The 22,153-nt window shown below is 60.2% G+C and carries 24 protein-coding genes; 12 read left to right on the top strand and 12 right to left on the bottom strand.

Going from position 1 to position 22,153, the window contains the following annotated elements; genetic code table 11:
• Positions 1–16 precede the first annotated feature (16 nt).
• Positions 17–370, top strand: a complete 354-nt coding sequence (locus tag ACQZ5Y_RS01555) for a DUF1491 family protein (RefSeq protein WP_003512046.1) — start codon at positions 17–19, stop codon at positions 368–370.
• A 58-nt stretch (positions 371–428) separates the two neighbouring features.
• On the opposite strand, the gene ACQZ5Y_RS01550 is transcribed toward ACQZ5Y_RS01555, so the two are convergent.
• Complete coding sequence (locus tag ACQZ5Y_RS01550) at positions 429–1,337, bottom strand: DUF2336 domain-containing protein (protein ID WP_174049269.1); 909 nt, start codon at positions 1,335–1,337, stop codon at positions 429–431.
• 555 nt (positions 1,338–1,892) lie between these two features.
• On the opposite strand from ACQZ5Y_RS01550, the gene ACQZ5Y_RS01545 reads away from it, so the two are divergent.
• Positions 1,893–2,081, top strand: coding sequence for a hypothetical protein (locus ACQZ5Y_RS01545; RefSeq protein ID WP_013635714.1), 189 nt, complete (start codon positions 1,893–1,895; stop codon positions 2,079–2,081).
• A gap of 20 nt (positions 2,082–2,101) precedes the next feature.
• Here the strand turns inward: ACQZ5Y_RS01545 and ACQZ5Y_RS01540 are convergent, their stop codons facing one another.
• Together ACQZ5Y_RS01540 and ACQZ5Y_RS01535 are read right to left on the bottom strand one after the other, a co-directional pair.
• The gene (locus tag ACQZ5Y_RS01540) at positions 2,102–2,650 is read right to left on the bottom strand and encodes a DUF1254 domain-containing protein (RefSeq protein WP_013635715.1); all 549 of its coding nucleotides are present in this window, start codon (positions 2,648–2,650) and stop codon (positions 2,102–2,104) included.
• Positions 2,643–3,230, bottom strand: coding sequence for a DUF1214 domain-containing protein (locus tag ACQZ5Y_RS01535; protein ID WP_003512054.1), 588 nt, complete (start codon positions 3,228–3,230; stop codon positions 2,643–2,645). The genes ACQZ5Y_RS01540 and ACQZ5Y_RS01535 overlap by 8 nt, the downstream gene beginning before the upstream one ends.
• 108 nt (positions 3,231–3,338) lie before the next feature.
• Between ACQZ5Y_RS01535 and ACQZ5Y_RS01530 the strand changes: the two genes are divergently transcribed.
• A complete protein-coding gene (locus tag ACQZ5Y_RS01530) occupies positions 3,339–4,727 on the top strand; it encodes a M20 family metallopeptidase (RefSeq protein WP_174049270.1) in 1,389 nt (462 codons plus the stop codon).
• On the opposite strand, the gene ACQZ5Y_RS01525 is transcribed toward ACQZ5Y_RS01530, so the two are convergent.
• Complete coding sequence (locus ACQZ5Y_RS01525) at positions 4,724–5,332, bottom strand: LysE/ArgO family amino acid transporter (protein ID WP_003512058.1); 609 nt, start codon at positions 5,330–5,332, stop codon at positions 4,724–4,726. The two genes, ACQZ5Y_RS01530 and ACQZ5Y_RS01525, sit on opposite strands and share 4 nt — an antisense overlap.
• Before the next feature lie 294 nt (positions 5,333–5,626).
• On the opposite strand from ACQZ5Y_RS01525, the gene ACQZ5Y_RS01520 reads away from it, so the two are divergent.
• Entirely contained in the window at positions 5,627–6,526 is a 900-nt protein-coding gene (locus tag ACQZ5Y_RS01520; protein ID WP_174049272.1) for a LysR family transcriptional regulator ArgP, read from the top strand.
• Positions 6,527–6,532: 6 nt separating this feature from the next.
• On the opposite strand, the gene ACQZ5Y_RS01515 is transcribed toward ACQZ5Y_RS01520, so the two are convergent.
• Together ACQZ5Y_RS01515 and ACQZ5Y_RS01510 are read right to left on the bottom strand one after the other, a co-directional pair.
• On the bottom strand, positions 6,533–6,991 hold the full coding sequence (locus tag ACQZ5Y_RS01515; protein ID WP_097101941.1) for a VOC family protein: 459 nt from the start codon (positions 6,989–6,991) through the stop codon (positions 6,533–6,535).
• A gap of 181 nt (positions 6,992–7,172) precedes the next feature.
• Complete coding sequence (locus ACQZ5Y_RS01510; RefSeq protein WP_013635720.1) at positions 7,173–9,368, bottom strand: transglycosylase domain-containing protein; 2,196 nt, start codon at positions 9,366–9,368, stop codon at positions 7,173–7,175.
• Between the two features lie 255 nt (positions 9,369–9,623).
• On the opposite strand from ACQZ5Y_RS01510, the gene ACQZ5Y_RS01505 reads away from it, so the two are divergent.
• The 4 genes from ACQZ5Y_RS01505 to cueR all read left to right on the top strand — a co-directional run bounded on the left by ACQZ5Y_RS01505 (position 9,624) and on the right by cueR (position 12,282).
• Positions 9,624–10,103 carry a YcgN family cysteine cluster protein gene (locus tag ACQZ5Y_RS01505; RefSeq protein ID WP_019564095.1) on the top strand — a complete coding sequence of 160 codons (480 nt, stop codon included), beginning with the start codon at positions 9,624–9,626 and terminating at the stop codon, positions 10,101–10,103.
• A gap of 150 nt (positions 10,104–10,253) precedes the next feature.
• Complete coding sequence (blaOXA, locus tag ACQZ5Y_RS01500) at positions 10,254–11,075, top strand: class D beta-lactamase (RefSeq protein WP_111798936.1); 822 nt, start codon at positions 10,254–10,256, stop codon at positions 11,073–11,075.
• A 34-nt stretch (positions 11,076–11,109) separates the two neighbouring features.
• Positions 11,110–11,718 (top strand): class I SAM-dependent DNA methyltransferase, encoded by a 609-nt coding sequence (locus ACQZ5Y_RS01495; protein WP_115063899.1) that lies wholly within the window; start codon positions 11,110–11,112, stop codon positions 11,716–11,718.
• Between the two features lie 138 nt (positions 11,719–11,856).
• Positions 11,857–12,282, top strand: a complete 426-nt coding sequence (gene cueR / locus ACQZ5Y_RS01490; protein ID WP_003512071.1) for a Cu(I)-responsive transcriptional regulator — start codon at positions 11,857–11,859, stop codon at positions 12,280–12,282.
• Positions 12,283–12,310: 28 nt separating this feature from the next.
• Here cueR and ACQZ5Y_RS01485 read toward each other — a convergent pair whose 3' ends face one another.
• Positions 12,311–12,559, bottom strand: coding sequence for a hypothetical protein (locus tag ACQZ5Y_RS01485; RefSeq protein WP_003512073.1), 249 nt, complete (start codon positions 12,557–12,559; stop codon positions 12,311–12,313).
• 175 nt (positions 12,560–12,734) lie between these two features.
• Here ACQZ5Y_RS01485 and ACQZ5Y_RS01480 point away from each other — a divergent pair, with 175 nt between their 5' ends.
• Positions 12,735–14,123: an MFS transporter gene (locus ACQZ5Y_RS01480; RefSeq protein ID WP_174049364.1), complete on the top strand. Its 1,389-nt coding sequence runs from the start codon at positions 12,735–12,737 to the stop codon at positions 14,121–14,123.
• A gap of 22 nt (positions 14,124–14,145) precedes the next feature.
• On the opposite strand, the gene ACQZ5Y_RS01475 is transcribed toward ACQZ5Y_RS01480, so the two are convergent.
• From ACQZ5Y_RS01475 to ACQZ5Y_RS01465, 3 genes are all read right to left on the bottom strand, one after another.
• Positions 14,146–14,319, bottom strand: coding sequence for a hypothetical protein (locus ACQZ5Y_RS01475; protein WP_003512077.1), 174 nt, complete (start codon positions 14,317–14,319; stop codon positions 14,146–14,148).
• Positions 14,320–14,376: 57 nt separating this feature from the next.
• Positions 14,377–16,095, bottom strand: a complete 1,719-nt coding sequence (locus ACQZ5Y_RS01470) for a glycoside hydrolase family 32 protein (RefSeq protein WP_038490330.1) — start codon at positions 16,093–16,095, stop codon at positions 14,377–14,379.
• A 63-nt stretch (positions 16,096–16,158) separates the two neighbouring features.
• Positions 16,159–17,229, bottom strand: coding sequence for a sensor histidine kinase (locus ACQZ5Y_RS01465; protein WP_233283638.1), 1,071 nt, complete (start codon positions 17,227–17,229; stop codon positions 16,159–16,161).
• Positions 17,230–17,406: 177 nt separating this feature from the next.
• Here ACQZ5Y_RS01465 and ACQZ5Y_RS01460 point away from each other — a divergent pair, with 177 nt between their 5' ends.
• Positions 17,407–18,867 (top strand): protein adenylyltransferase SelO, encoded by a 1,461-nt coding sequence (locus ACQZ5Y_RS01460; RefSeq protein ID WP_174049365.1) that lies wholly within the window; start codon positions 17,407–17,409, stop codon positions 18,865–18,867.
• A gap of 137 nt (positions 18,868–19,004) precedes the next feature.
• On the opposite strand, the gene ACQZ5Y_RS01455 is transcribed toward ACQZ5Y_RS01460, so the two are convergent.
• Positions 19,005–20,105: a saccharopine dehydrogenase family protein gene (locus ACQZ5Y_RS01455; protein WP_003512083.1), complete on the bottom strand. Its 1,101-nt coding sequence runs from the start codon at positions 20,103–20,105 to the stop codon at positions 19,005–19,007.
• A 147-nt stretch (positions 20,106–20,252) separates the two neighbouring features.
• On the opposite strand from ACQZ5Y_RS01455, the gene ACQZ5Y_RS01450 reads away from it, so the two are divergent.
• Positions 20,253–20,684: an Lrp/AsnC family transcriptional regulator gene (locus tag ACQZ5Y_RS01450; RefSeq protein ID WP_003512084.1), complete on the top strand. Its 432-nt coding sequence runs from the start codon at positions 20,253–20,255 to the stop codon at positions 20,682–20,684.
• A gap of 103 nt (positions 20,685–20,787) precedes the next feature.
• On the opposite strand, the gene ACQZ5Y_RS01445 is transcribed toward ACQZ5Y_RS01450, so the two are convergent.
• The gene (locus ACQZ5Y_RS01445) at positions 20,788–21,159 is read right to left on the bottom strand and encodes a winged helix-turn-helix transcriptional regulator (RefSeq protein ID WP_019564087.1); all 372 of its coding nucleotides are present in this window, start codon (positions 21,157–21,159) and stop codon (positions 20,788–20,790) included.
• Positions 21,160–21,302: 143 nt separating this feature from the next.
• On the opposite strand from ACQZ5Y_RS01445, the gene ACQZ5Y_RS01440 reads away from it, so the two are divergent.
• A complete protein-coding gene (locus tag ACQZ5Y_RS01440; RefSeq protein WP_065688129.1) occupies positions 21,303–22,142 on the top strand; it encodes an SDR family oxidoreductase in 840 nt (279 codons plus the stop codon).
• The last annotated feature ends 11 nt before the right edge of the window (positions 22,143–22,153 follow it).

The following is a 22,153-nucleotide window of genomic DNA, read 5'->3' as shown; positions in this document are numbered from 1 at the left end:
CATCGAAAGCACCCCAATGCGCCTCAAATCCGAAATCTTCGTATCAGCCCTTATCCGCCGCGTGTTTTCCGCTGGTGGCTTTGCCGCTGTCGAAAAGAAGGGTGCCGAAGAGGCAGGTGCGATCTTCATCCGCCAGCGCCTTCGTGATGGCCGCGAAAACCTCTATGGACCCGCGCCGCAGAGTTTTGCCGAGGACGAGGAAGTCCGGGCCGAACGCCGTTTCGAGACGCGTCTTGCAGGTGTGGAGGGGGAGGAAAGTGCTGCTCTTCTCGAAAGGGAGCGGCGCTTCGACAGCGATCTGTGGGTCGTCGAGATCGAAACGGACGAGATTGGCACTCTCCTGACGCTGGTGGACCAACCGAAGATTTAAAGCGTGCAGCAGCTTTGCGCCCGGAATTGCTCCGGGCGAGGGGTGGCCGCCTTAACTCTCACGTCCCCGTTCTGTGAATGACAGGTGCGCTGTGGTTCGATCGTTCGCGGCCGTGGGTGTAGCTGTCGGCGCGCCGCCAGCTTTCCACCCGCTCTTCGCATTCAATGATTTCGAGGCGGTCGAGCATGGCCTCGGCGCGGCTCATATCGCCTTCGGCGGCGGCAAGATGCGGATAGAAGCATTGCAATATGAAGGCGGCTTCGGAAAATTCCATGCCGAGCCCGATCAGGGTGGTGGCGAGCTGCGTGCCTGATATGTCGAGCATGATGCGCTCCGACAGCCAGTAGCTGGACGACAGCGAATCCGCCAGCGTCACCGCAAACTGCCGCGCATCACGCTCGCGCGCGAACCGCACGAGCAGCGCTTCCTGCACGTCACTCAGGCGGCGCAGGCCAAGAACGTCGCTTTCCGGGCGGCTGAGCTGATGCGCCATCCGTTTGATGCGCTGGCGCATTTCTTCTTCCACGGCGGTGGATTTGATCTGGGCGTCTGCCGGCTGCGCAATGGCGGGCTCCGGCATGGCGGGAGGCGTCGCGTCATCGGGTCGCTTCAGGTCTTCCATGTGCCGCAGGCCGACTAGCGCGTCGATGACGGTCGGCGACAGGTCCTCGCGCCGCACGATGGCGCGGGCATGGGCGGCCCCTTGCGTGCGGGCAATGGTGATCAGCGTGTCGTCATCAAGGCACTTCGACGAAATCAGGAAGGGGGCGGCAATGGAAATCGGCTGGCAGGCGATGAAGAAGGCAACCGCCGAAGGCACGTTTGGATGCTGGGAAAGCGCTGCAATGGCTTCCCGCTTGGCCTCTTCGGTGGAAGCGTTGAAAAGCGGCATGAAAAGCTCGGCAAACTGCCGAAGGTCCGTTTTTGACGGATGGGGAACAGTCTCAAAATTCGTGACAGTGGCCATTAGCACCACATCTTTCTTCCTCACGGCTCTTGGCCTCTCAAGTTCTCGAAACCGGTCGGTCAACGCACTACCCAACAAAAACGCAAACACAATATCGGTTCAAATTAGAGCAAATCCGTTGACACCCTGTTAACTATGGGGGGTGGCAAGCGTTATTGTGCGTTTATCAACAAGGAAATTTTAAAACCTTCGTGACGGACAAAACGTCATGGAACCTTGCCGTCTCGCCTTTGTTTTCAACGGGTGCAGCTTTATGAAGGATAAGTTGGCGCCCGGCGATTAGGGTTAACGGATCATTAACCTCTGTCTGTTTCTAATTTCATGGGCAGTATTAGGATTCCATGTTATTCTGATTGATAGAATAATTTCGAAAATGGCATGCCGAAGCCTTGATATGCGCACGACACCTTGCAAAATCGCCATCGATTTTTGGGTCGTGCGAAAACCAGTCTGTGGGCTGGATTATGCGCAATGTGATGGTGATGAAATTCCCGACGCAAGACGAGGCTTGCGCGGTTCCCATGGGCAACATTGACTCCCGAAGAGGAGACGAGCATGGCAGTTATTATTCCAATCGCCGAAGCCCGACGAAGCCTGCGCCCGGCCGGAATGTCCGGCAAGGTTATGGGCCCGGCAAAGGTCGTGCTGTTTACCGGCGTGCGTTATGAAAAACGCGATACGGAACCGGCTGGCAAGGATGCGCGCAAGCGCAAGCCCGCACCGGAAACCGCCTTCAAATCCTGATTATGCTTGGTTGACCGGCGCTATTTCCAGGGTGTCGGCTGGCATTTCGCCTCGTTCAGGAACCGTTCCGCTTCTTCCCCGAAGCTCGGCTGCGGCACCATGGTCCGCAACACCACATACCCTTCCGTCTGATCCGATTCCGCCAGAATGGCCTGTGAGAGCGATGGCGGCTGCGCCTTGCGAATGGCCGCGATCTGCACCGAATCCGCCACCAGAATATCCATCACTCCGCCTGCGGACGTGCGGTCGTTCATGCTGAACACCTCGTTCGACGCCTTGTCGTAAACCGCGACCGACCAGAAGGGCACCGCGCCGATGGCCGTCAGCCTGACGGGCTTTTCCTCGATATTGAAGGTGCAGACGGCAACCCGCATGAAGGGATCGCCGCTTCCCAGTGTCTTTTTCTCCGTCGTTTCTTCGAGAAGATGAAACTGATGCGGCTTACCTTCCGCCAAGGCGCGGGTATAGGCGTCGCGATTGCTGAAATGCGGTATCGCCAGAAGAATGACGACATGCAGCACGGCGGCGGCGACAAGGCCGGTGAGGATGGCGAGCAGGGTCCTAAGCATTGCCACACCCCAGCTTGCGGATTTGCGGCATGGCGATGTCGATAAGGCCGGAACTGCCGGCAACCGGCGTGTCGAGCAGCGTCATGACCAGCTTGAATGTCTGCCCCTGCGGCACAGCCAGCCAGTTATAGGTCTGGGCATCGGGTGCAATGGTGATGTCGATGCCGCCATCGGCGCTGCGCAACAGCGTGCGCGAATTGAGCGCAAAGGGTCGTCCGGCATCTTCCGCCAGAACATTGCCCTGCTGGTCTGCGGTATAGAGCGTCCAGAACCGTGAGGGCGGCACGGCGCCCGCCAGCTGGTAACGGCATTCGCCGGTCAGGCGCTGGCCGTCGCTGTCGACGGAGGCGGTGAAGGCCAGCCCCTCGGCCGTTCCATAAAGCAGCTTGCCGGCATCTGCGCGGTGCGACTTGGCGTAGGGATCGGCCTCGATCGTCTGCGCTTCCGGAAAGGCATCCCATGAGCCGATGCGGATCGAGCCGAAGCCGGATGTCGCCTCAAGTGCTGCCAGCGTCGCGGCAATGCCGCCGCCAAAGGCGATCAATAAGGCGATGCCGACAAGGAATGGAACTCGAAACACGCTGTTTTCCCGTTTTTGAACAGGTCGAGGACTATCACTGATTCCCTGTTTGGAAAATGGTACGCCTTGTTTAGTCTTGATGGAAATGACCAGAAGAGGGATTCCACCATGTCGCGACAAGCCGCCATCGACCACGCCACCCGCTTTTTCGACGATGGCAGGTTCGAGCAAGACTTGGCGCGGCGCGTTTCGCTGCGCACCGAAAGCCAGGATAAGGCGCGCGGTGCCGAGCTGGCGCTATATCTGGAGCGCGAAATGCAGCCCGCTTTCACCGCCATGGGGTTTTCCTGCACGATCCTGCGCGACCCGGCGGCGGATTTGCCGTTTCTGATCGCCGAACGTTTCGAGGATGAAGATCTGCCGACCGTGCTGGGTTATGGCCACGGCGATGTGGTGCGTGGTCTTGATGACGGCTGGGCAGAAGGCCTTTCGCCTTTCGTGATGTCCGAGCGCAATGGCAGGTGGTACGGGCGCGGCACCGCCGACAACAAGGGGCAGCATTCGGTCAACATGGCGGCGCTGAAAGCGGTGCTGGAGACGCGTGGAAGACTTGGGTTCAACGCCAAATATCTGATCGAGATGGGCGAGGAGAGGGGTTCTCCCGGCTTGAGGGAAGTTTGCCGGGACTATAGCGAGCGGCTGAAAGCCGATCTTCTGATAGCCTCCGACGGCCCGCGCCTGAATGCGGAGCGGCCGACCGTTTTTCTCGGTGCGCGCGGCGGCATTACCTTCGATCTGGTGATCGAGGCGCGGGAAGGCGGCCATCATTCCGGCAATTGGGGCGGGGCGCTGTCCAATCCCGGCGTCCAGCTGGCCCATGCCATGGCAAGCCTCGTTGGCCCATCCGGGCAGATCCGCGTGCCCGAACTGGTGCCCGAAGAACTGCCGCAGGCGGTGCGTGACGCGCTTGCCGATTGCGAGATCGATGGCGGCCCGGATGGTCCGAAAATCGATCCTGACTGGGGCGAGCCCGGCCTTTCCACCGCCGAGCGTGTGTTCGGCTGGTGTGCGCTGGAGGTGCTGGCCTTCGAGACCGGCAATCCGCGCGCGCCGGTCAATGCCATTCCGCCACGGGCATGGGCGCGGCTGCAATTGCGCTTCGTTGTCGGCATCGATCCGGAAGCGGTGCTGCCCGCCATCCGCCGCCATCTCGACCGGCAGGGGTTCAGCATGGTTCGGATCGTACCCGCCGGCGACGAGATTTTCCGCGCCACGCGGCTTGATCCGCAGGACCCATGGGTCGGCTTCACGCTGAGTTCCATGGCCCGCACGACGGGCAAGAAACCGGCACTTCTTCCCAATCTGGGTGGCTCGCTGCCCAACGATATCTTTGCCGATATACTGAAACTGCGCACCATCTGGGTGCCGCATTCTTATCCCGGCTGCTCGCAGCATGCGCCGAACGAACATCTGCCGAAAGAGATTGCCCGCGAGGCGCTTGCCATCATGGCCGGGCTTTACTGGGACCTTGGAGAGGGAGATACCCCTCCGTTTTAAGCGCCCATGACCAGCTTGAAGGCGATGGCCCACATGGTGAAGGCGATAACCCCTTCGAGGATGCGCCAGGCGGACGGCTTTTCGAAGATCGGGCGCAGCCAGCGCGCGCCGTAACCCAGCGAAAAGAAGAACAGCAGGGAGCCGGTGGCGGCACCCGCCGCGAAGGTTTTTTCAAAGCCGGGAAATTGCGTGGAGATGGTGCCGAGCAACACGACGGTATCGAGATAGACATGCGGGTTGAGAAAGGTCAGCGCCAGGCAAATGGCAAGCGTCTGCCACAGGCTCGCCTCCCGCCTTTCCGCCACCGAAAGCACCTCCGACGAACGCAGGGCCGAATGTAGGCTTTTCGCGCCATACCAGATGAGAAACGCCGCACCGGCGTACCGCATGATGGGATCGAGCGCCGGCATGACGGCGCTTATCCGCTGAAAACCGAAGACGCCGACGGTGATCAGCAGCGCATCGGAAATCGCGCAGGTGGCACAGACGGCAAAGACATGGGAGCGCGCCAGCCCCTGCTTTAGAACGAAAGCATTCTGCGCGCCGATGGCAACGATGAGGCTGAGACCCATCGTCAGGCCGGTGAAGAAGATCTGAATGTCCATGCTGGCTGCTGCCTTTTTTCTCTGCCTGTGCAGATGGATGATGCCACCGCTTCCAGACCGAGTGCTTTGATATTTCCCTCCCATGGTTTAATCAAATTAAACAAACTCAGTTCAAGTAAGTAAAACTAATGACGGGCAAAAACGATGCGACAGGGCGATTTCATGTGCGGGCACCTCGCCTGACCCTTTTTCCTGTGACAAGGACAGGAATGAGGGAAGAGGAGAGTGCTACTGCTACTGCCCGGACGCTTCCCGCCAACCACGCCCATATCAATCTTTACAAGGAGGCCTTTGATGCTGGACTATCCTTCCATGCGCGCCGTGGCGCTCGTGGCCCAGACTGGCAGCTTTGAGAAGGCGGCACAGGTGCTGTGTGTCACGCCCTCGGCCGTTTCCCAGCGTATCAAGCAGCTGGAGGAGCGCCTCGGCGTGGTGCTGATCGTGCGCGGTAATCCTTGCGTGGCGACGGAAAAGGGCGAATGGCTCTGCCGGCACATGGACCATGTCGGCATGCTGGAAACCGAACTGTTCCGGCAGCTTCCGGTTCTTTCGGAAGCGGGCGCGGCGGCAGAGCGTGTCACACTCAACATTGCCACCAATGCCGATAGTCTCGGCACATGGTTTCTCGACGCGGTTTCGAAATTCACCGGTGGCAGCGACTATCTCGTCAACATTGCGGTGGACGATCAGGACCATACGGTGGAATGGCTGCGCGGCGGCAGGGTGCTCGCCGCCGTCACCGCCCATGCCAAGCCTGTGCAGGGCTGCCGGGTCTTGGCTCTCGGTGTGCTCAGATATCACGCAACCGCCAGCCCGGCTTTCATGGCGGGCTATTTCTCCGATGGCGTCACGCCCGCCACGCTTGCCCGCGCGCCGGGGCTCACCTTTAACCAGAAGGACAGGCTGCAGGCCAGCTGGATCAAAAAAGCGCTGGGTGAGGATATATCCTATCCCACCCACTGGCTGCCCTCGACCGACGGTTTCGTGAAGGCAAGTCTTGCCGGCATGGGCTGGGGCCTCAACCCGGTGCAGCTGGTGGGAGAGCACCTTGAGGCGGGGCGGCTTGTGGAAATCGTTCCCGGCACGCCGCTCGATATCCCGCTTTACTGGCAGGTCAATCGGCTCGCCGCTGAACGCCTCGGCACGCTCACCGCCCATGTGGTGGAAACAGCACTGGCGGCGCTTCTTTCCTGAGGCAGATCAAATAGTCTGCCATTCGCTCCAGTTCAACACGCGCGGAATCTGCGGTTTTGCTTCGCCGCCAAGAAACGCGATATATTCCAGCGAGTGGCCATCGGGATCCTTGAAATAGACGCTGGCTGCCGGCATCCATGGAAAGACGACGGGCTCGTCGATCTCCTTTTCGCCGTCAAAACCGAGCGGCGTTACACCGTTCCGGCGTAGATAGTCCGGTGCGGCGAGAAGCTGATCAAAATCGACGCTGAAGGCGATGTGCAGTCTCATATTGATGGGTGCGGAATGGATGGACCATAGGCCAAGCATCGAATGCCCACGTTCGCCGGTCCAGAAGAACGCCACATTCCGTTCAGGGAATCGTTGTGCCAGCTCCAGACCGACAACATTACGATAAAACTCAACCGAGCGTTCCAGGTTCGAAACCGTCAAATGCGTCTCGAACAATGCTTTTACTTTCACCATTTCCTGTCCTCAATTGCCTTAGCGCTGCGCCTTTCGGGCATTCGCTTTCTTGCAACCGGACTGTGCAACCTCAACCATGATTGAGGTCAAGCACCAAATGTGGATTTTTCTAAAGCCTAGTTCAGGCAGCAATTTGGAGGGAAAAACGCCTTCAGCATTATGAGCCAAGGTTGCCAAGCCGTCACCGCCGGGCCGCATCCCCCGGGCCATCCCGCAACGACGCATCCGCAACCTTTTGCGTCGTGACGGTCAAAGGCGCGGCTTCCTTCATCTTCTTGGCGATGGAACGGATGACGCGGGTTGCTTCGGCTGAGAGCGAGCGTGGGCGGGTGAGTGCCGGCATGGCGGGTGCAGCGGTGGCGGATGCGGCAGCGACCTGGGCCGAAGGCTGCGGGCGCGCGCCTGTCGGCAGCGGGTTCTGGATGCCGGGAATGGGGCGCAGCTCCATGCCTTGATGGGCGTAGTCCATAAGCCGCTTGAAGGTCATGGCGGGAAGCGCGCCGCCGGTCATGTTGTTCATCGGCGTGAAATCGTCGTTTCCGAACCAGACCGCCGTGGTGTAATTGCCGGTGAAGCCCACATACCAGGCGTCGCGGTAAGCCTGCGATGTGCCGGTCTTGCCGCCGGAAACGATGCCGTTTTCAAGCGCGCCGCGCCGGGCCGTTCCCATCACGGGAATGGTGACAAGCATCTGGTTCATCTTCGAATTGGCCTCTTCGGAAAGCACCCGCTTGGCGGGTTCCTCGTCACGGCCGAAATCGTAGAGAACCTTGCCCTCGTAATCCAGCACCTGCTCGATGCCGTGGCGGCGCGATTGCATGCCATCGGCCGGGAACACGGCATAGGCCGTCGCCTGGTCGAGAACCGTCAGTTCCGATGTGCCGAGCGGAATGGTCTTGTCGCTGCGCAGTGGCGTGGCGACGCCCATCGCCTTTGCGGTGTCGACGATCACCTGCGTGCCGAGGACGTCTTTGGCGAGACGCACCGGCACGGTGTTGTAGGATTTGGCAAGCGCCACCTGCAACGTCACCTTGCCGGCGTAGGAGCGGCCATAATTCTGCGGAGACCAGCCGCGCCAGGTCACGGGCGCGTCGGAAATCAGCGTCTCCGGCTTCATGCCCTTTTCCATGGCGGCCGAGTAGGTATAGACCTTGAAGGAGGATCCCGGCTGGCGCAGCGCCGCCGTCGCGCGGTTGAACTGGCTTTCGCCGTAGTCACGCCCGCCGACCATGGCGCGCAACGCGCCGCCGTTTTCGATCATCACCATCGCGCCCTGCTTGACGCGGTAGCCCTCGCCATACTCGCGCAGCTCCATTTCCATCGCCTGCTCGGCTGCCTGTTGCAGCCCGGTATCGATGGTGGTGCGCACGACGACGGTATGGTCCTTGAACCTGCCCTGCGCCGCCAGCCGCTGTACCTCGTCAAACGCCCAGTCGAGGAAATAATCCGGGGCCTTCACATCGGCGCGGTCAATGACGGTGGCCGGATTGCGCCGCGCGCCGATCACCTGACCCTCGGTCATCAGCCCGCTCTGCACCAGGTTGGAAAGCACGGTGTTGGCGCGCGCACGTGCGGCGGGCAGGTTGACATGCGGTGCGTATTTGGCCGGCGCCTTGAACAGGCCGGCGAGGATGGCGGATTCGGCAAGCGTGACATCGGTCAGGTTCTTGCCGAAGTAAAATTGCGCCGCCGCTGCCGCCCCGAACGTGCCGCCGCCCATATAGGCGCGGTCGAGATAAAGGCTGAGGATTTCCTTCTTCGACATGTTGGCCTCGAGCCACAGCGCGAGAAAGGCTTCCTTGATCTTGCGCTCCAGCGAGCGCTCATTGGTAAGGAACAGGTTCTTGGCAAGCTGCTGCGTCAGCGTCGAGCCGCCCTGCACCACGCCGCCGGCGCGGGCATTCTCGCTCATGGCGCGTGCAAGGCCAATGAAATCGATGCCGAAATGGTCGAAGAAGCGCCTGTCTTCGGTGGCCAGAACCGCCTTGATGAAATGATCCGGCATCTGGTCGATCGGGACGGAATCCTCATGGATGATGCCGCGATGGCCGATGGTGTTGCCGTAACGGTCAAGGAAGGTCACGGCAAAATCACCGCGATAACGCCAGTCCTTCTTGGTCTCCTCGAAGGCGGGCATGGCAAGCGCCAGAAGAACGACACAGCCGGCCGTTCCGAAAGTCAGCGCGTCGCATGTCAGGTTGACGAGAAGCTTCTTCCAGCCGCGCACATGCAGTTTGCGCGAGGCAATGGTGACGTCTTCCCAGAAATCCACCAGCCTTGCCGCAGCCGTCCACAGGCCGGAGTCGATAAAGCTATCGATTCTCAGCAGGATGTGCCGCTTTTTGCGACCGTTTTTATCGTCTTTTTCTTCCTGCACCTGGCGATGTTTTCCTGTTCAACGCAACGCGGATTGTCGATGTTTCTGCGCTTCATCCAATTCCGGACGCAAAACCATGACATGGTTCTGCTGGAATTGCTTGACGCGGCGGCCTCTCGCGGGTCAATGACCCTTTGCCACTCGCCAAAATGCTAAAATATCGTACAAACCAGCCCTTGGCGATACGATATTAAGGATTAGGGATCGGTTAAACCTTGCCCTCCAAGAGATCAAAATGGAACGGAAATGTTAACGATGAATGACGCGCCGTTCTGGAAAACCAAATCACTGGAAGAGATGAGTGGCCAGGAATGGGAAAGCCTGTGCGACGGCTGCGGCCTGTGCTGTCTGAACAAGCTGGAAGATTGGGACACCGGCGAAGTGGTGTTCACGTCGGTCCGCTGTCAGCTGCTTGACGGTGAAAGCTGTCGGTGCTCCGACTATGAGAACCGCCGCGCAACCGTGCCGGACTGTATCCAGCTGGATTTGAAAAAGGTGCACGAAATCGGCTGGCTGCCGCCCACCTGTGCCTACGCGCTGGTGCGCGATGGCAAGGATCTGTACTGGTGGCACTATCTCGTCTCCGGCGACGTGAACACGGTGCATCAGGCCGGCATTTCCGCGCGCGGCCGCACCGTCAACGAGCTGGATGTGGAGGTTGACGATTTCGAGGATTATGTGGTGGACTGGCCGCTCACAGTGGGTGAGACGGCGGGCGAAAAAGAGAATAGCTGACGGAAGTCGCCAATTTTCGTGTTGGTCCTATTCCTGCCCCATCGTTTTCTTAAGGCATGTTTCGGAAGCACGGCATGCCTGAAACAAGGGCCGCCGTTCATCCATTCCGGCATATGATCCGCAGAATGCGGACGAGGGACATCAAAACGCATGCGCTATCGGCTGCCCGCCATCGTTCTTTCGTGCATTGCCCTTCAGGGTATTCTGCCGCTTTCCGCCTCCGCCCAGCAATCGCAGGCTTTTGAATGCACGCTGGTCACCTCCATCGAGACCGGCGCTGTCATCAACCAGCAGGGCGCCTGCGATCAGCGCGTGGCGCCGGCCTCCACCTTCAAGGTGCCGTTGGCGCTGATCGGTTATGACGCCGGCATCCTGCTGGATGACAAGACCCCCGCATGGGACTGGAAACCCGGCACGGAGGCCCGCGCGCAGGACCGCAAGACGGTTGATCCGACCATATGGGAGCAGGATTCGGTGCTGTGGTATTCGCGCGAACTCACCCGCCGCCTCGGCCCGGAAAAATTCGCCGCCTATGTCAAACGTCTGGGTTACGGTAATGCCGATGTCTCCGGTGAGCCCGGCAAGAATAACGGTCTCACCCATTCCTGGCTCGGCGCTTCCCTGACCGTTTCCCCGGTCGAGCAGGTGGGCTTCATCCGCCGCCTTCTGGCCGGAAATCTGCCGGTTTCGCGCGACGCGCAGGCAAAGACGCGGGCGATCGTGCCGGTGTTCGATGCGCCGGAGAGCTGGAGCGTGCACGGCAAGACGGGCACGGGCTTCATGCGCGACGAAAAAGGCAACCCCGACCGCAGCCGCCCCTTCGGCTGGTTCGTTGGCTGGGCGGAGCGCGAAGGCCAGCACATCGTCTTCGCAAGGCTTCGCGTTGCCGACAAGCCGTCGAATGAACCGCTCGGCCCCGCAGTGCGCGACGCCTTCCTGCGCGATATTGCCCGGCTGGCGGTGCACAGATGATTACACAGCCGGCCAGCCCCAAGGAAAAGCGGACATGGCGGATGCCTCCAACGATGTGATCAAGCTCTACACCGACCATGGGGCCGATTTCGACAGGCTGCGCGGTCGCTCCCTCGCCGAAAAACCCTGGCTGGATCGGTTCACGTCGCTTTTGCCGCAGGGCGGATCCATCCTCGATATCGGCTGCGGTTCAGGCGAGCCGATCGCCGGCTACTTCATCGGCAACGGATATGACGTGACCGGCATCGATACGTCATATCCCCTGATAGAAATTTGCCGCACCAGATTTCCGGAAAAGCGCTGGGTGGTCGCCGATATGCGTGAACTCGTGTTGAGTTGCCGCTTCGACGGGTTGATTGCCTGGCATAGTTTTTTCCATCTGAAGGCCGACGATCAGCGCCGCATGTTCGGTATTTTCCGGCAGCACGCCAATGACGGCGCCGCACTGATGTTCACGGCCGGGCCGGGACACGGGGAAGCGACGGGGACCCTTCAGGGAAAGCCGCTTTACCATGCCAGCCTCGCTCGCGAAGAATATGAAAGCCTGCTTGCCACGCACGGGTTTCGACTTCTCGACCACATCGTCAACGATCCCGATTGCGGTGGGGCGACGATTTATCTCGCCAGACGTGTGGCGGCGTAACCATCGAATTCAGAGCCCTGCCAGGCACTCACGATTGTGTGTGCGATAAAAAATGTCCTTATCCCTTGACCTTCCCATGATGGGAATCCTTACATAGTAGCCATAACGGGCGAAAGTCGCCCCGAGGGAAGTGGCATTATGAATATCGGACAGGCTTCGGATGCATCCGGCGTTTCCGCCAAGATGATCCGTTATTACGAACAGATCGGCCTCATCACCCCCGCCGCCCGCACCGGCAACAACTACCGGGTCTATGGCGAGCAGGACGTGCATAATCTTCGCTTTATCAAGCGGGCGCGCACGCTTGGCTTCTCGCTGGAGGAGACGGAAACGCTCCTGAAACTCTGGCAGGACAAGAGCCGCGAGAGTTCGGCGGTGAAGGACATTGCGCTCGGCCATATCGCCGATCTCGAACAGAAGATTGCCGAGATGAAGGGCATGGTGAAGACGCTGTCCCACCTTGCCCATTGCTGCGGCGGCGACCACCGGCCGGATTGCCCGATCCTCGATGATCTAGCGGCAGGCGTCGAAAAGGCCGCCCACAAGCCTGCGAAGGCCCACTGACGGCCGCATCCCGCCCCGCCGCCAGTCCCTAAACCTCGTCGAACGCACCGCCTTCGCGCGAGGGATTGCGGTCGATCACGCGCTCTTCCGCGTCATCGGGAAGGGCCTCGTCGCTTTCCTGATAGGGGTCGTCCTCGCTCTCGGCCTCTTCTTCCTCGATTTCATGTTCGATGGACTGCGGAATTTCTCCCTTTGCCGGAAGGGCGTCGATATCGAGATCGAGCAGTTCCTCGTCCATGGCGTCTTCGTTGAGAGGTGTGATTTTCTTGCGGTCCATGGTGGTATCCTTTCTGTCTGGTCATTGCGCAAACGACCGGGGGGGCAGAGGGTTCCTGATGCCTGCAAGTTCGCTCGAGCGGAATAGGTGAAAAGGCGCCTTGACCTCAATGGTGCTTGAGGTTCTAGTTTGCCCGCCGTATCGCAAGAATGGAAAGGATACGGCTTTGACGAGTATGGAAATGACGGAGAAAAATAGCTGGTCGGAATTGCTTGGTGGGGCGAACCTCTCGCTTCTGACCGTCATTTCCTCCGGTATCGGCCTGCATGCCTTCAACCAGTTTGCAGTAGTCACGGCCCTGCCGGTCGCGGTGCGCGAGATTGGCGGCGCGGCCTTCTATAGCTGGGCCTACAGCCTCTATTTCGTCGGTTCCGTGGCAGGCGGTGTCACCGCCGTTCTGTTTCGCGAGCGTTTTGGCGCACGCAGCGTTCTATTCCTGTGCTGCCTTATCTTTTCCTTCGGCTCCGTCATGTCGGCGCTCGCCGACAGCTTTTTATGGGTCGTCATCGGCCGGGCATTGCAGGGACTTGCCGATGGCCTGATCGTGGCCGTGTGTTACAGCCTCATACCTGCCGGCTTTCGCTCGGCTCTACTGCCGAAGGTCTTTGCCATTGAGGCGGCCATCTGGGCGGTAGCGTCCTTCGTTGGGCCGCTCACCGGCGGTTTTGCCACGGAGCACATCTCCTGGCGCGCCACATTCCTCTTGTCTGCGCCGCTGATCGTGCTGCTGCTGGCCTATACGGCGATTGCGGTCTCGGCAGAACGGTCGGTCGCGACCTCGCGCAAGCCGATGGTGCCGCTGCTCCTTTGCCTTGTTGGCGCATTGGCTTTCTCCGCACCCTCCGCCTTTGAGGATGCCGGTCTGCGCATCATGTCGCTGCTGGTTGGTGCGGCACTGTTGTGGGCGTCGCTGAAGGCGGGCATCCGGCCTTCCACCGGCCTGTTCCCCAGGGATTCCTTCCGGTTGAAAACGGTACTTGGCAGCGGTTTCTGGGTGCTGTTCCTGATGTCCTATGCCCATGCACTCGGCAGCGTCTATCTCGCTTATGTCGCCATCAATCTCTGGCACCATGAGCCGACCTTCGCCGGTTTTATCGTCGTGACGATGCCGCTTGCCTGGAGCTTCGTGGCAATGCTTATTGGCAGCCTGCGTTCGGGCCGCCTGCGGCAGGTTTGCCTGCATTACGGACCCTACCAGATGGTGCCGGGCTGTGCGCTGCTCGGGCTTGGGCTGGCGACGGGGAACTGGCCGGAAATGCTGATCGGGCAGATATTGATCGGTTCAGCTTTCGGCATGTCCTGGGCAGGCATCAGCCAGGCAGCCATGGAAGCCGCGCCGGAAGAGGAACGCAAGATGACGGGCGCGCTGCTGCCTACGGTCGCGACGCTGGGTGCCGCCGCCGGTGCGGGTGCAAGCGGCACCGTCGCTGCCGCGAGCGATCTAGTTCTGCAGATCGATCGTGCGGATGTGACGATGCCGATGCTCTATCTCTATGGGCTGGGTGTCATCGTCTCGCTTCTGGCGATCCTGACAACCCGCGGGTTGCGAAGCGGACAGCGCTGACGCCTCTGCGGCGTGTGTGCGGTTAAGACTGCGTGGTGGCGATGGTGATCGCCGCCAGATACACCACGAAAGCCATGATCGCGACTGCGCCAATAATGATGACGACACCCTTGCCCGCGCGTTTTTTCTCGGTCTTGTTTTCGTTGGCTTCTGTCGGAAACAGGATGGGATCGCGGGAATCGCTGATTTTTGTCATGCCGTTTCTCCTTTGAGCGGTTGCTGCTTATCAACAGCAGATCCGCCAAAAGGTTCCTCACGGACGCAGCGCCCAGCTGGTGGCGTGCACTACAGCCCCCGGCGCTGCCTTGAGGAGCGCTGAACGCACGGGCTCGAAACCCTCTATGCGTTTTGTCCCCACATACCGGCCCCGGTTGGCGAACACTTCGATGGATCCGTAGTCCAGAAAGACGCGGATGTGCGAGGCCCTTGCTCCTCTGGCGATATAGTGCGGCGAGGGGCCATCGCGCCCGTCATCATGGCGGATCCACAGGCCCGTTTCATCGGCGATGAGGCCCAGTGTGACCACGGGATGATCGAGCACCAACTCGAACGGTGTGCCGGGCGAAGCAAGCTCGATCAGCATCTCCACCGCACCGTTGATGAAAGTGACGCGCTCCCCGGCCGCCAGCCGCGTGCGATCGACAATATGGCTTCGCAGGCTTTCCGCCGCACCGATGGGCGGGGTCAGTAGCTCGCCGTTCGAATAGTGGATCCGGCGCGGCAGCGTCATGGATGTCGGGAAATCGATCTCCGGATTGGCATCCGCCCAATTGGCGAGCCAGCCGATGCCGATGATGCTGTCGCCATCCAGAAACGCCTGGAAGGCGTAATTGTCGGTGCCGAAATCCAGCTCCTGCCCGAATTCCTTGGTGAAGACCTTGCCGTCGAACCAGCCGACATCAGCCATGGTCAGGTTCTTGCGGCCGGTTTCAGGGTCTTCGGAATGCATCAGCCCATAGACCAGAACCCAGCGCGTGGATCGGGCATTGGCCGGGCCGTCGAGCGGCAGAAGGCAGGGGCATTCAATGGCAGTGGTCTTGTAGCGCGTTTCCACCCAAAGCTTGCCCACATAGGTCCAGCCTGACGCCGCCGTCGGGTCCAGCGTCTCGTAAAGCAGGATGACGCCGCCACCGTCGCTCTGACTTCCGAGCAGCATTTTCCAAAGTCCATCCGGGCCGCGAAAGACGTAAGGATCGCGGAAGTCCGGCGTCAGCCCCTGTCCGTCCGGGCGATGGCCGAGAATGACTTCGGCCTGTCCGGCCATGATGAGATCGGAAGAAGTGGCGGTGAGCTGGATCTGCTGTTCAGGAATGCGATCCTGCACCTGCTCGGTGAAGAACACGCGGATGCCCGAACCTTCGACCAAAGGAATTGTCGAGCCGGAATAAGCGCCGCCGCGCTTGTCCGGCCGCGTCGTCAGGTCCTCGGAAGGGAAGAGGAAGATCGGCAGATGTCTCCAGCGCAGGTAATCGGAGGAAACCGCGTGGCCCCAATGCATGGTGTTCCAGCGCAGCCCGTGTGAATAATGCTGGTAGAACAGATGCGGCCGTCCTTCGAACCGGCCAAAGCCGTTCGGATCGTTCATCCAGCCGAAGGGCGGGCGGAAGTGGTAGCTGTCAGGCAGTTCCGGTGCGGCATTGTCCGGCTTGGTATGGACGACGGTTATGCCGGTTTCCAGCACGTCGGCGGCGGTGAACCAGTAGATGACGGAAACGGCGGTCGTGACAGTATCGTAGCTCAGTTCCACATGGCCGCCGCCGAAGACCTGATAGATTCTAAATCCGAACTCTTCCGTGTTGAGGCTTGAAACCTCAGCGAATTTTCCATTCGCATTGGAAAAGGAGACGGCGCCGGGTTCCGCCGGTTTTTTCGCCTTCAGCCATACATGGAAAGTGGCGTTAACAGGCAGATCGGTGTGCAGGATGCGGATTGCGCTTTCCGGCTCGGCGGCTACGGCTTCAACGACGGTCATTCCCGTTCCTTTCGTTGCGGCTACTTTGGTTCAGGAAACGCAACGAATGGGACGAAAGAAAGTTCAACCGCCAGAGGTTTCGCCGTCGCCAGCCTCGTATTTGCCATCCAGCTCGAACAGCAGCCCGTCTGGATGATAGAAGGTGCGGCCTTCGCCGGAGAAGTAAGCCGCAACGATCTGGTTGGTCAGCCGCGAGCCGAAACCCGTACGCGTCGGCGTCCTGACCGCAGGTCCGTCCGTCTCGCGCCAGCGCAGTTCGAAGCGGTCATCCTCGTCCAGCGTCCAAAAGATTTCGATTTTGCCGCTCTCGTTGGAAAGTGCGCCATATTTCATCGCGTTGGTGGCCAGTTCATAAATGGCCAGAGACAGGCCCAGCGCCTGTTGCGGCGCGATTTCCATGTCCGGTCCGGAAATCGTTACGCGCGCCTTGTCGTCGAGATGCGGATAAACGGACTCGCGGACAAGCGCAGAGATGCTGGCACCCTTTCCCGAAGCATGAATGAGGTTCTGGGCGTTGCCGAGTGCTGCGATACGTCTTTTGATGGTGTCGCGCGCATCCTCAAGCGTCTGCGAATGGCGGAGGGTGGCGCTGACGACCGCCGTGGTGATCGCCATCGTATTCTTGACCCGGTGGACGAGTTCGCGCCGCAGAAGATCCTCCCGGCTGCGGCTCTGCACCGCTCCGGTCGTGTCGACGGCTATGTCTATCAGCCCTGCGATCTTGCCCTGGTCGTCGTAAAGCGGGCTGTAGGAAAAGGTCCAGTAGGTGTCTTCGGGGTAGCCGTTGCGGTCCATGACGAGATGCATGTCCTCGGCGAACGTGCCCTTGCCGGAGAGTGCCTGATCAACGAAGGGTTTCACATCGTTCCAGACATCGGACCAGATGATGTGAAACGGCTTGCCGAGCGCACCCTCTTCCTTCAGCCCAAGAAACGGGCGGTAGGCGTCGTTGTAGACGATGTTGAGGTCAGGCCCCCAGAACAGACAGATTGCATGGCCTTGCTTGAGGATCATCTGCACGGTGGTTTTGAGTGATACCGGCCATGTCTCTATCGGCCCCGTGCTTGTCGACGCCCAGTCGAAGCGGCGGATGGCCTCGCCCATTTCACTGTCGTCATAGGGGAACTCTGGCACGAATTTATCCTGCTTGCATTGCGGCTCATTCATTGGATGTTTGTATGTTCAAATATACCTGAAGTTCAAATTGATTTTTCCAAACTCCGCTGCGGCTTCCCGTAATTGTGGCTATTCACCCCTCGCAACCGGGCGGAAAAAGGGCCATATCAGGTAAAAGCAGGGAGTTTACCCGTGATCAGATTCGACAATTCCTATGCCCGCCTGCCGGAAAGGTTCAGCGCCGCCGTCTTGCCAACGCCGGTGAAGGCGCCACGCCTCATCGCCTTCAATCGGGCGCTGGCAGACGAGCTTCTTCTCGACGTCTCAGGCCTCGACGACGACAGGCTGGCGGCGATCTTTTCCGGCAATGTGGTACCGCAAGGGGCCGAGCCGCTGGCGATGGCCTATGCCGGCCACCAGTTCGGCGGTTTCGTGCCGCAGCTCGGCGATGGTCGTGCCATTCTTCTCGGTGAAGTCATCGACAAACACGGCAAACGTCGGGATATCCAGCTGAAGGGTTCCGGCCCGACGCCGTTTTCGCGAAGGGGCGACGGGCGCGCGGCGCTCGGCCCGGTGCTACGCGAATATATCGTCTCCGAGGCAATGTTCGCGCTCGGCGTTCCCGCGACAAGGGCGCTCGCCGCCGTCCTGTCCGGTGACAGGGTGCAGCGCGAGGTGGGGCTGCCGGGCGGGGTTTTCACCCGTGTTGCGGCAAGCCATATCAGGGTCGGCACCTTCCAGTTCTTCGCCGCGCGCGAGGATGATGAGGGGATCAGAAATCTCGCGGATTATGTGATCGACCGCCACTATCCCGAAGTGAAAAACGCGGACAATCCCTATCTCGCCCTGTTGCAGGGCATCGCTCAGAGGCAGTGCGAACTCATCGCCCGCTGGATGATGGTTGGCTTCATCCACGGCGTGATGAATACCGACAATATGGCGATCTCCGGCGAGACGATAGACTTCGGTCCATGCGCCTTCCTTGACGAATACAATTCGAACAAGGTGTTCTCCTCCATCGACGCACAGGGGCGCTACGCCTTCAATAACCAGCCGGGCATCGCCCAATGGAACATTGCAAGGCTGGCGGAATGCCTGTTGCCGCTGCTTGACCCTCAAGTGGAGAAAGCAGCCGAACTCGCAAACGCCGTGCTCGCTGATTTCGCCGCCGCGTTTCCCAAGCGCTGGCTTGCCGGCATGCGCGAAAAGCTTGGGCTGACGGGCGAAGAGGAGGGCGATATCGAGCTGGTGCAGGCGCTTCTTTCGCTGATGCAGGCATCGGAAGCCGATTATACGCTGACCTTCCGGCGTCTTTCTCACGCGGTAGAGGTCGATGCCGAGCCGTTTCGCGGCATGTTCATCGATATCGCGGCGGCGGATGCATGGCTGGCGCGCTGGCAGGAGCGGGCCGGGCGGGAAGAAGTTTCTGCCTCCGAGAGGTCGCGGGCGATGCTCGCCGTCAACCCGGCCATCATTCCCCGCAACCACCGCATCGAGGAACTGATCGAGGCGGCGGTGGAAGACGGCGATTTCGAACCGTTCCACGCCATGCTGGCGGCGATTGCCACGCCATTTGAGGAACGGCCGGACAATTTCGTCTACATGCAGCCGCCGATGAGCGATGAGAAGGTGTTTCGGACCTTTTGCGGGACGTGATTTGGGATAGGCATTCCGCCGCTCGTCGTCATGCTCGGGCCTGTCCCGAGCATCTGCGACCTATCGATTTCGTGAGACGTTAGATCCTCGGGACAAGCCCGAGGATGACAGTGTCGGGGCCGATTGCTCCCCTTAACTCACCCAACCCGGGCCAGCGGCTCATGCGCGCCGTAATATCTTCCAAACCGGTTTTCCAGGAATTTCGGCAGGGCCACTTCTTCCTGCCGGACAAACCCCTTCTGAGGCAGGGCGCCTTCCGCAAGCAGGTCGAGAACCGTGCAGATACCGGCTGCGGTGGTGATCTGGATTGCGCTCATCATCCGGCCGGAAACGGGGCCGGCATAGACCTTGTTGGCATAGGTTTCCTGCAGGAAACGGCCGTTGCGGGTGCCGCAGACGGTGACGAAGACAATGACCACGTCCTGCATGGTGCCGGGCAGGGCGTTTTCGAACAGGTCCTTCAGCACATCGCGGCGGTTGCGCAGGTTGAGGTCGTTCAAAAGCGCCTTCATGATTGCGACATGGCCGGGATAACGGATGGTGCGGTAATTCATCGTCCGCACCTTGCCTTCCAGCGTCGCACATAGCGTGCCGAGGCCGCCCGAGGTATTGAAGGCCTCATAAGTCACGCCGTCGAGCGAGAACTCTTCGCGCTCTTCCAGCGCCGGAACGGCGGTGAGGCGGCCTTCGACGATGGCTTCGCAGGGCTCGATATACTCGTTGATCAGCCCGTCCGTGCTCCAGGTAAGGTTGTAGTTGAGCGCATTGGACGGATATTGCGGCAGCGCGCCGACACGCATGCGCACGCTGTCCAGCTTGTCGAACCGGGCGGCAAGATCTGCGGCGACGATGGAGATGAAACCGGGGGCAAGGCCGCATTGTGGAATGAGCGCGGTCTCAGCCGTTTCCGCCAGTGCCTTGACCTTGCGGGTGGATTCGACGTCTTCAGTCAGATCGAGATAATGCGTGCCGACTGTAACCGCAGCTTCCGCAATGCCCGCCGTCAGGTGGAAGGGGGCAGCGGAAAGCACGGCAAACTTGCCTTTCAACAGCGCTTCCAGCGCCGGACGGTCGCCAATGTCGACGATTTCAGTGTCGACACGCTCATGCGCCGGCACATTCGTCAGCTGGTCTGCCGAGCGATCGGCAACCGTGATGCGATAATCGCCGGTGACAGCCAGCATCCAGGCGATGGCTGAACCGATATTGCCCGCGCCGATGACGACGATGTTTTTCATGTTTTTGTTCCCCGCAGTAAATTTATATGCCTCTGCGCACCGGATGCGCTTCATAGACAGAATGCCAGCTTTTTTGGACGATTCGCAGCTTCACTATGTGCGGATAGTGGGTTAATATTGGACAATTAGACGACAGGATTGGTCACTATGACGATTGCCGACAAGGACCGGGCGCTGCTCGCCCTGCTTTCCGAAAACGCCCGCATGCCGGTGGCGGAACTGGCCCGCAAACTCGGCCTTTCGCGCACCACCGTGCAGGCTCGCATCGAGCGGCTCGAGGCCGAAGGGGTGATCGCCGGTTATGGCCTGAGACTTTCGGAAAGCTATCTTTCCGGGCTGGTGCGCGCCCATGTGCTGATCACCATCGGGCCAAAGGCGCTGCCCGGCGTGACGGCGGCGCTCACCGCCATCAAGGAGGTGACAACGCTGCATTCGGTCAGCGGCACTTTCGACCTGATCGCCATTCTGGCAGCACCTTCCATTCTCGACCTTGACCGGTTGATCGACAGGATCGGCGCGCTGGACGGCGTGGAACGCACGCTATCGTCGATCATTCTTTCCACGCGGATTTCTCGGTAGGTGTTGGAGGGTTTGGCAGGTAAAAGGTGGACGAGTGCGCGCAATGCTCTCGTCTCCCTCATCCCTTTGACAAGCACAGAAATCAGGAAGGCGGGGGTCTGCCTTACCCTAACCCACCCCTCTCGTCATAAGCCTTCTGCGCCGCCAGCACCGCGTCCATGTTGCCCTCCGCCCAGTGGGCCAGTGCCGCAACCGTGTCGGTCAGCGTGCGCCCGAGCGGCGTCAGGGAATATTCGACCGTGACCGGCACAGTCGGAAAGGCCTGCCGCGAAATCAGGCCGTCGCGCTCGAGCTTTTTCAGCGTCTGAGACAGAACCTTCTGCGAAATGCCCTTGATTTCCCGCCGCAGCAGGTTGAAGCGCACCGCGTCCACCCGAAGCTTGTCGAGGATCAGCAGCGCCCATTTGTCAGCGATCCTGTCCAGCACCATGCGTGTGGGGCAGCGATCCTCGTAAACGTCATAGACATGTTCCATGGGTCTCATCCCGCTCTGAAAAGCCCGGGTCGGTTTCCTTGAGGATACCAGATAACCGGAAAGTGCTCTCTTTTCCTGATTTCGAATACGCAGTACGTATGTTTTCGAAACATGGTTTCTACTAGATACTACGGAGATTTGAGATGACTGGCAAGATACTCGTAATCGGCTCCACCGGCACCATCGGCACGCCGCTGGTAAAAGCGCTTCTGGCCAGGGGCGAAAGCGTGAAAGCGGCCTCGCGCACCGGCAAGGCAGCCGAAGGCGCGGAAGGGGTGCGCTTCGATTATACCGATGCCTCGACCTACACGGATGCCTTCGATGGCGTCGATCGTCTGTTTCTGATCCTGGCTGGCGGGCGTCTGGATGCAATCGACGCGCTGACGCCGGTTGTCGAGGAAGCTGCCCGCCGCAATGTGAAGATCGTGTTCCTCAGCGTCTTCGGCGTCGATGCCGACGATTCCATTCCCTATCGCCAGGTGGAACTGAAGATCATCGCTTCCGGCGCGCCTTACGTCATTCTGCGCCCCAACTGGTTTGCCGATAATTTCCACACCTACTGGAAGGCCGGCATCGAACACGGCCAGATCGCCGTTCCGGCAGGCGAAGGCAAGTCGAGCTTCATCGACGTGCGCGATATCGCCGACAGTGCAGCGGCAGCGCTGACCTCGACGGCTTTCGACAATAAGGCGTTCAACCTGACCGGGCCGAAGGCTTTGAGTTACGGCGAGGCGGCCGCGATCATCTCGCAGGCCATCGGCAAGCCGGTCGGCTATAGCGCGGTTTCGGACGATGTTTTCATCGGCATTCTGACCGGCGCTGGCGTTCCGAAGGATTACGCCGCCTTCCTCGCGTCGATCTTCTATCCGGTGCGCGAAGGCTGGACGTCGGCGGTCACCGGTGATGTCGAGACTTTGACCGGCCACGCACCGCGCTCGCTGGAAACCTATGTGGCCGACCATGTGGCCGCGCTGAAGGACTGACGCTCAGAAAC

The sequence above is a fragment of the Agrobacterium sp. A3-95 genome (assembly GCF_053521785.1).
Note: the sequence above shows the minus strand (reverse complement) of the source record. Positions and strands in the feature narration are given on the sequence as shown.

What these genes read in the sequence shown, in the direction of transcription:
- ACQZ5Y_RS01515 (WP_097101941.1), bottom strand. Translation starts at nt 6,991, where the DNA reads ATGGTGAAAGTAAAAGCATTGTTCGAGACGCATTTGACGGTTTCGAAC.
- ACQZ5Y_RS01545 (WP_013635714.1), top strand. Translation starts at nt 1,893, where the DNA reads ATGGCAGTTATTATTCCAATCGCCGAAGCCCGACGAAGCCTGCGCCCG.
- blaOXA (WP_111798936.1), top strand. Translation starts at nt 10,254, where the DNA reads ATGCGCTATCGGCTGCCCGCCATCGTTCTTTCGTGCATTGCCCTTCAG.
- ACQZ5Y_RS01470 (WP_038490330.1), bottom strand. Translation starts at nt 16,095, where the DNA reads ATGACCGTCGTTGAAGCCGTAGCCGCCGAGCCGGAAAGCGCAATCCGC.
- ACQZ5Y_RS01550 (WP_174049269.1), bottom strand. Translation starts at nt 1,337, where the DNA reads ATGGCCACTGTCACGAATTTTGAGACTGTTCCCCATCCGTCAAAAACG.
- ACQZ5Y_RS01480 (WP_174049364.1), top strand. Translation starts at nt 12,735, where the DNA reads ATGGAAATGACGGAGAAAAATAGCTGGTCGGAATTGCTTGGTGGGGCG.
- ACQZ5Y_RS01440 (WP_065688129.1), top strand. Translation starts at nt 21,303, where the DNA reads ATGACTGGCAAGATACTCGTAATCGGCTCCACCGGCACCATCGGCACG.
- ACQZ5Y_RS01455 (WP_003512083.1), bottom strand. Translation starts at nt 20,105, where the DNA reads ATGAAAAACATCGTCGTCATCGGCGCGGGCAATATCGGTTCAGCCATC.
- ACQZ5Y_RS01505 (WP_019564095.1), top strand. Translation starts at nt 9,624, where the DNA reads ATGAATGACGCGCCGTTCTGGAAAACCAAATCACTGGAAGAGATGAGT.
- ACQZ5Y_RS01485 (WP_003512073.1), bottom strand. Translation starts at nt 12,559, where the DNA reads ATGGACCGCAAGAAAATCACACCTCTCAACGAAGACGCCATGGACGAG.
- ACQZ5Y_RS01540 (WP_013635715.1), bottom strand. Translation starts at nt 2,650, where the DNA reads ATGCTTAGGACCCTGCTCGCCATCCTCACCGGCCTTGTCGCCGCCGCC.
- ACQZ5Y_RS01520 (WP_174049272.1), top strand. Translation starts at nt 5,627, where the DNA reads ATGCTGGACTATCCTTCCATGCGCGCCGTGGCGCTCGTGGCCCAGACT.
- ACQZ5Y_RS01495 (WP_115063899.1), top strand. Translation starts at nt 11,110, where the DNA reads ATGGCGGATGCCTCCAACGATGTGATCAAGCTCTACACCGACCATGGG.
- ACQZ5Y_RS01530 (WP_174049270.1), top strand. Translation starts at nt 3,339, where the DNA reads ATGTCGCGACAAGCCGCCATCGACCACGCCACCCGCTTTTTCGACGAT.
- ACQZ5Y_RS01525 (WP_003512058.1), bottom strand. Translation starts at nt 5,332, where the DNA reads ATGGACATTCAGATCTTCTTCACCGGCCTGACGATGGGTCTCAGCCTC.
- ACQZ5Y_RS01555 (WP_003512046.1), top strand. Translation starts at nt 17, where the DNA reads ATGCGCCTCAAATCCGAAATCTTCGTATCAGCCCTTATCCGCCGCGTG.
- ACQZ5Y_RS01450 (WP_003512084.1), top strand. Translation starts at nt 20,253, where the DNA reads ATGACGATTGCCGACAAGGACCGGGCGCTGCTCGCCCTGCTTTCCGAA.
- cueR (WP_003512071.1), top strand. Translation starts at nt 11,857, where the DNA reads ATGAATATCGGACAGGCTTCGGATGCATCCGGCGTTTCCGCCAAGATG.
- ACQZ5Y_RS01475 (WP_003512077.1), bottom strand. Translation starts at nt 14,319, where the DNA reads ATGACAAAAATCAGCGATTCCCGCGATCCCATCCTGTTTCCGACAGAA.
- ACQZ5Y_RS01445 (WP_019564087.1), bottom strand. Translation starts at nt 21,159, where the DNA reads ATGGAACATGTCTATGACGTTTACGAGGATCGCTGCCCCACACGCATG.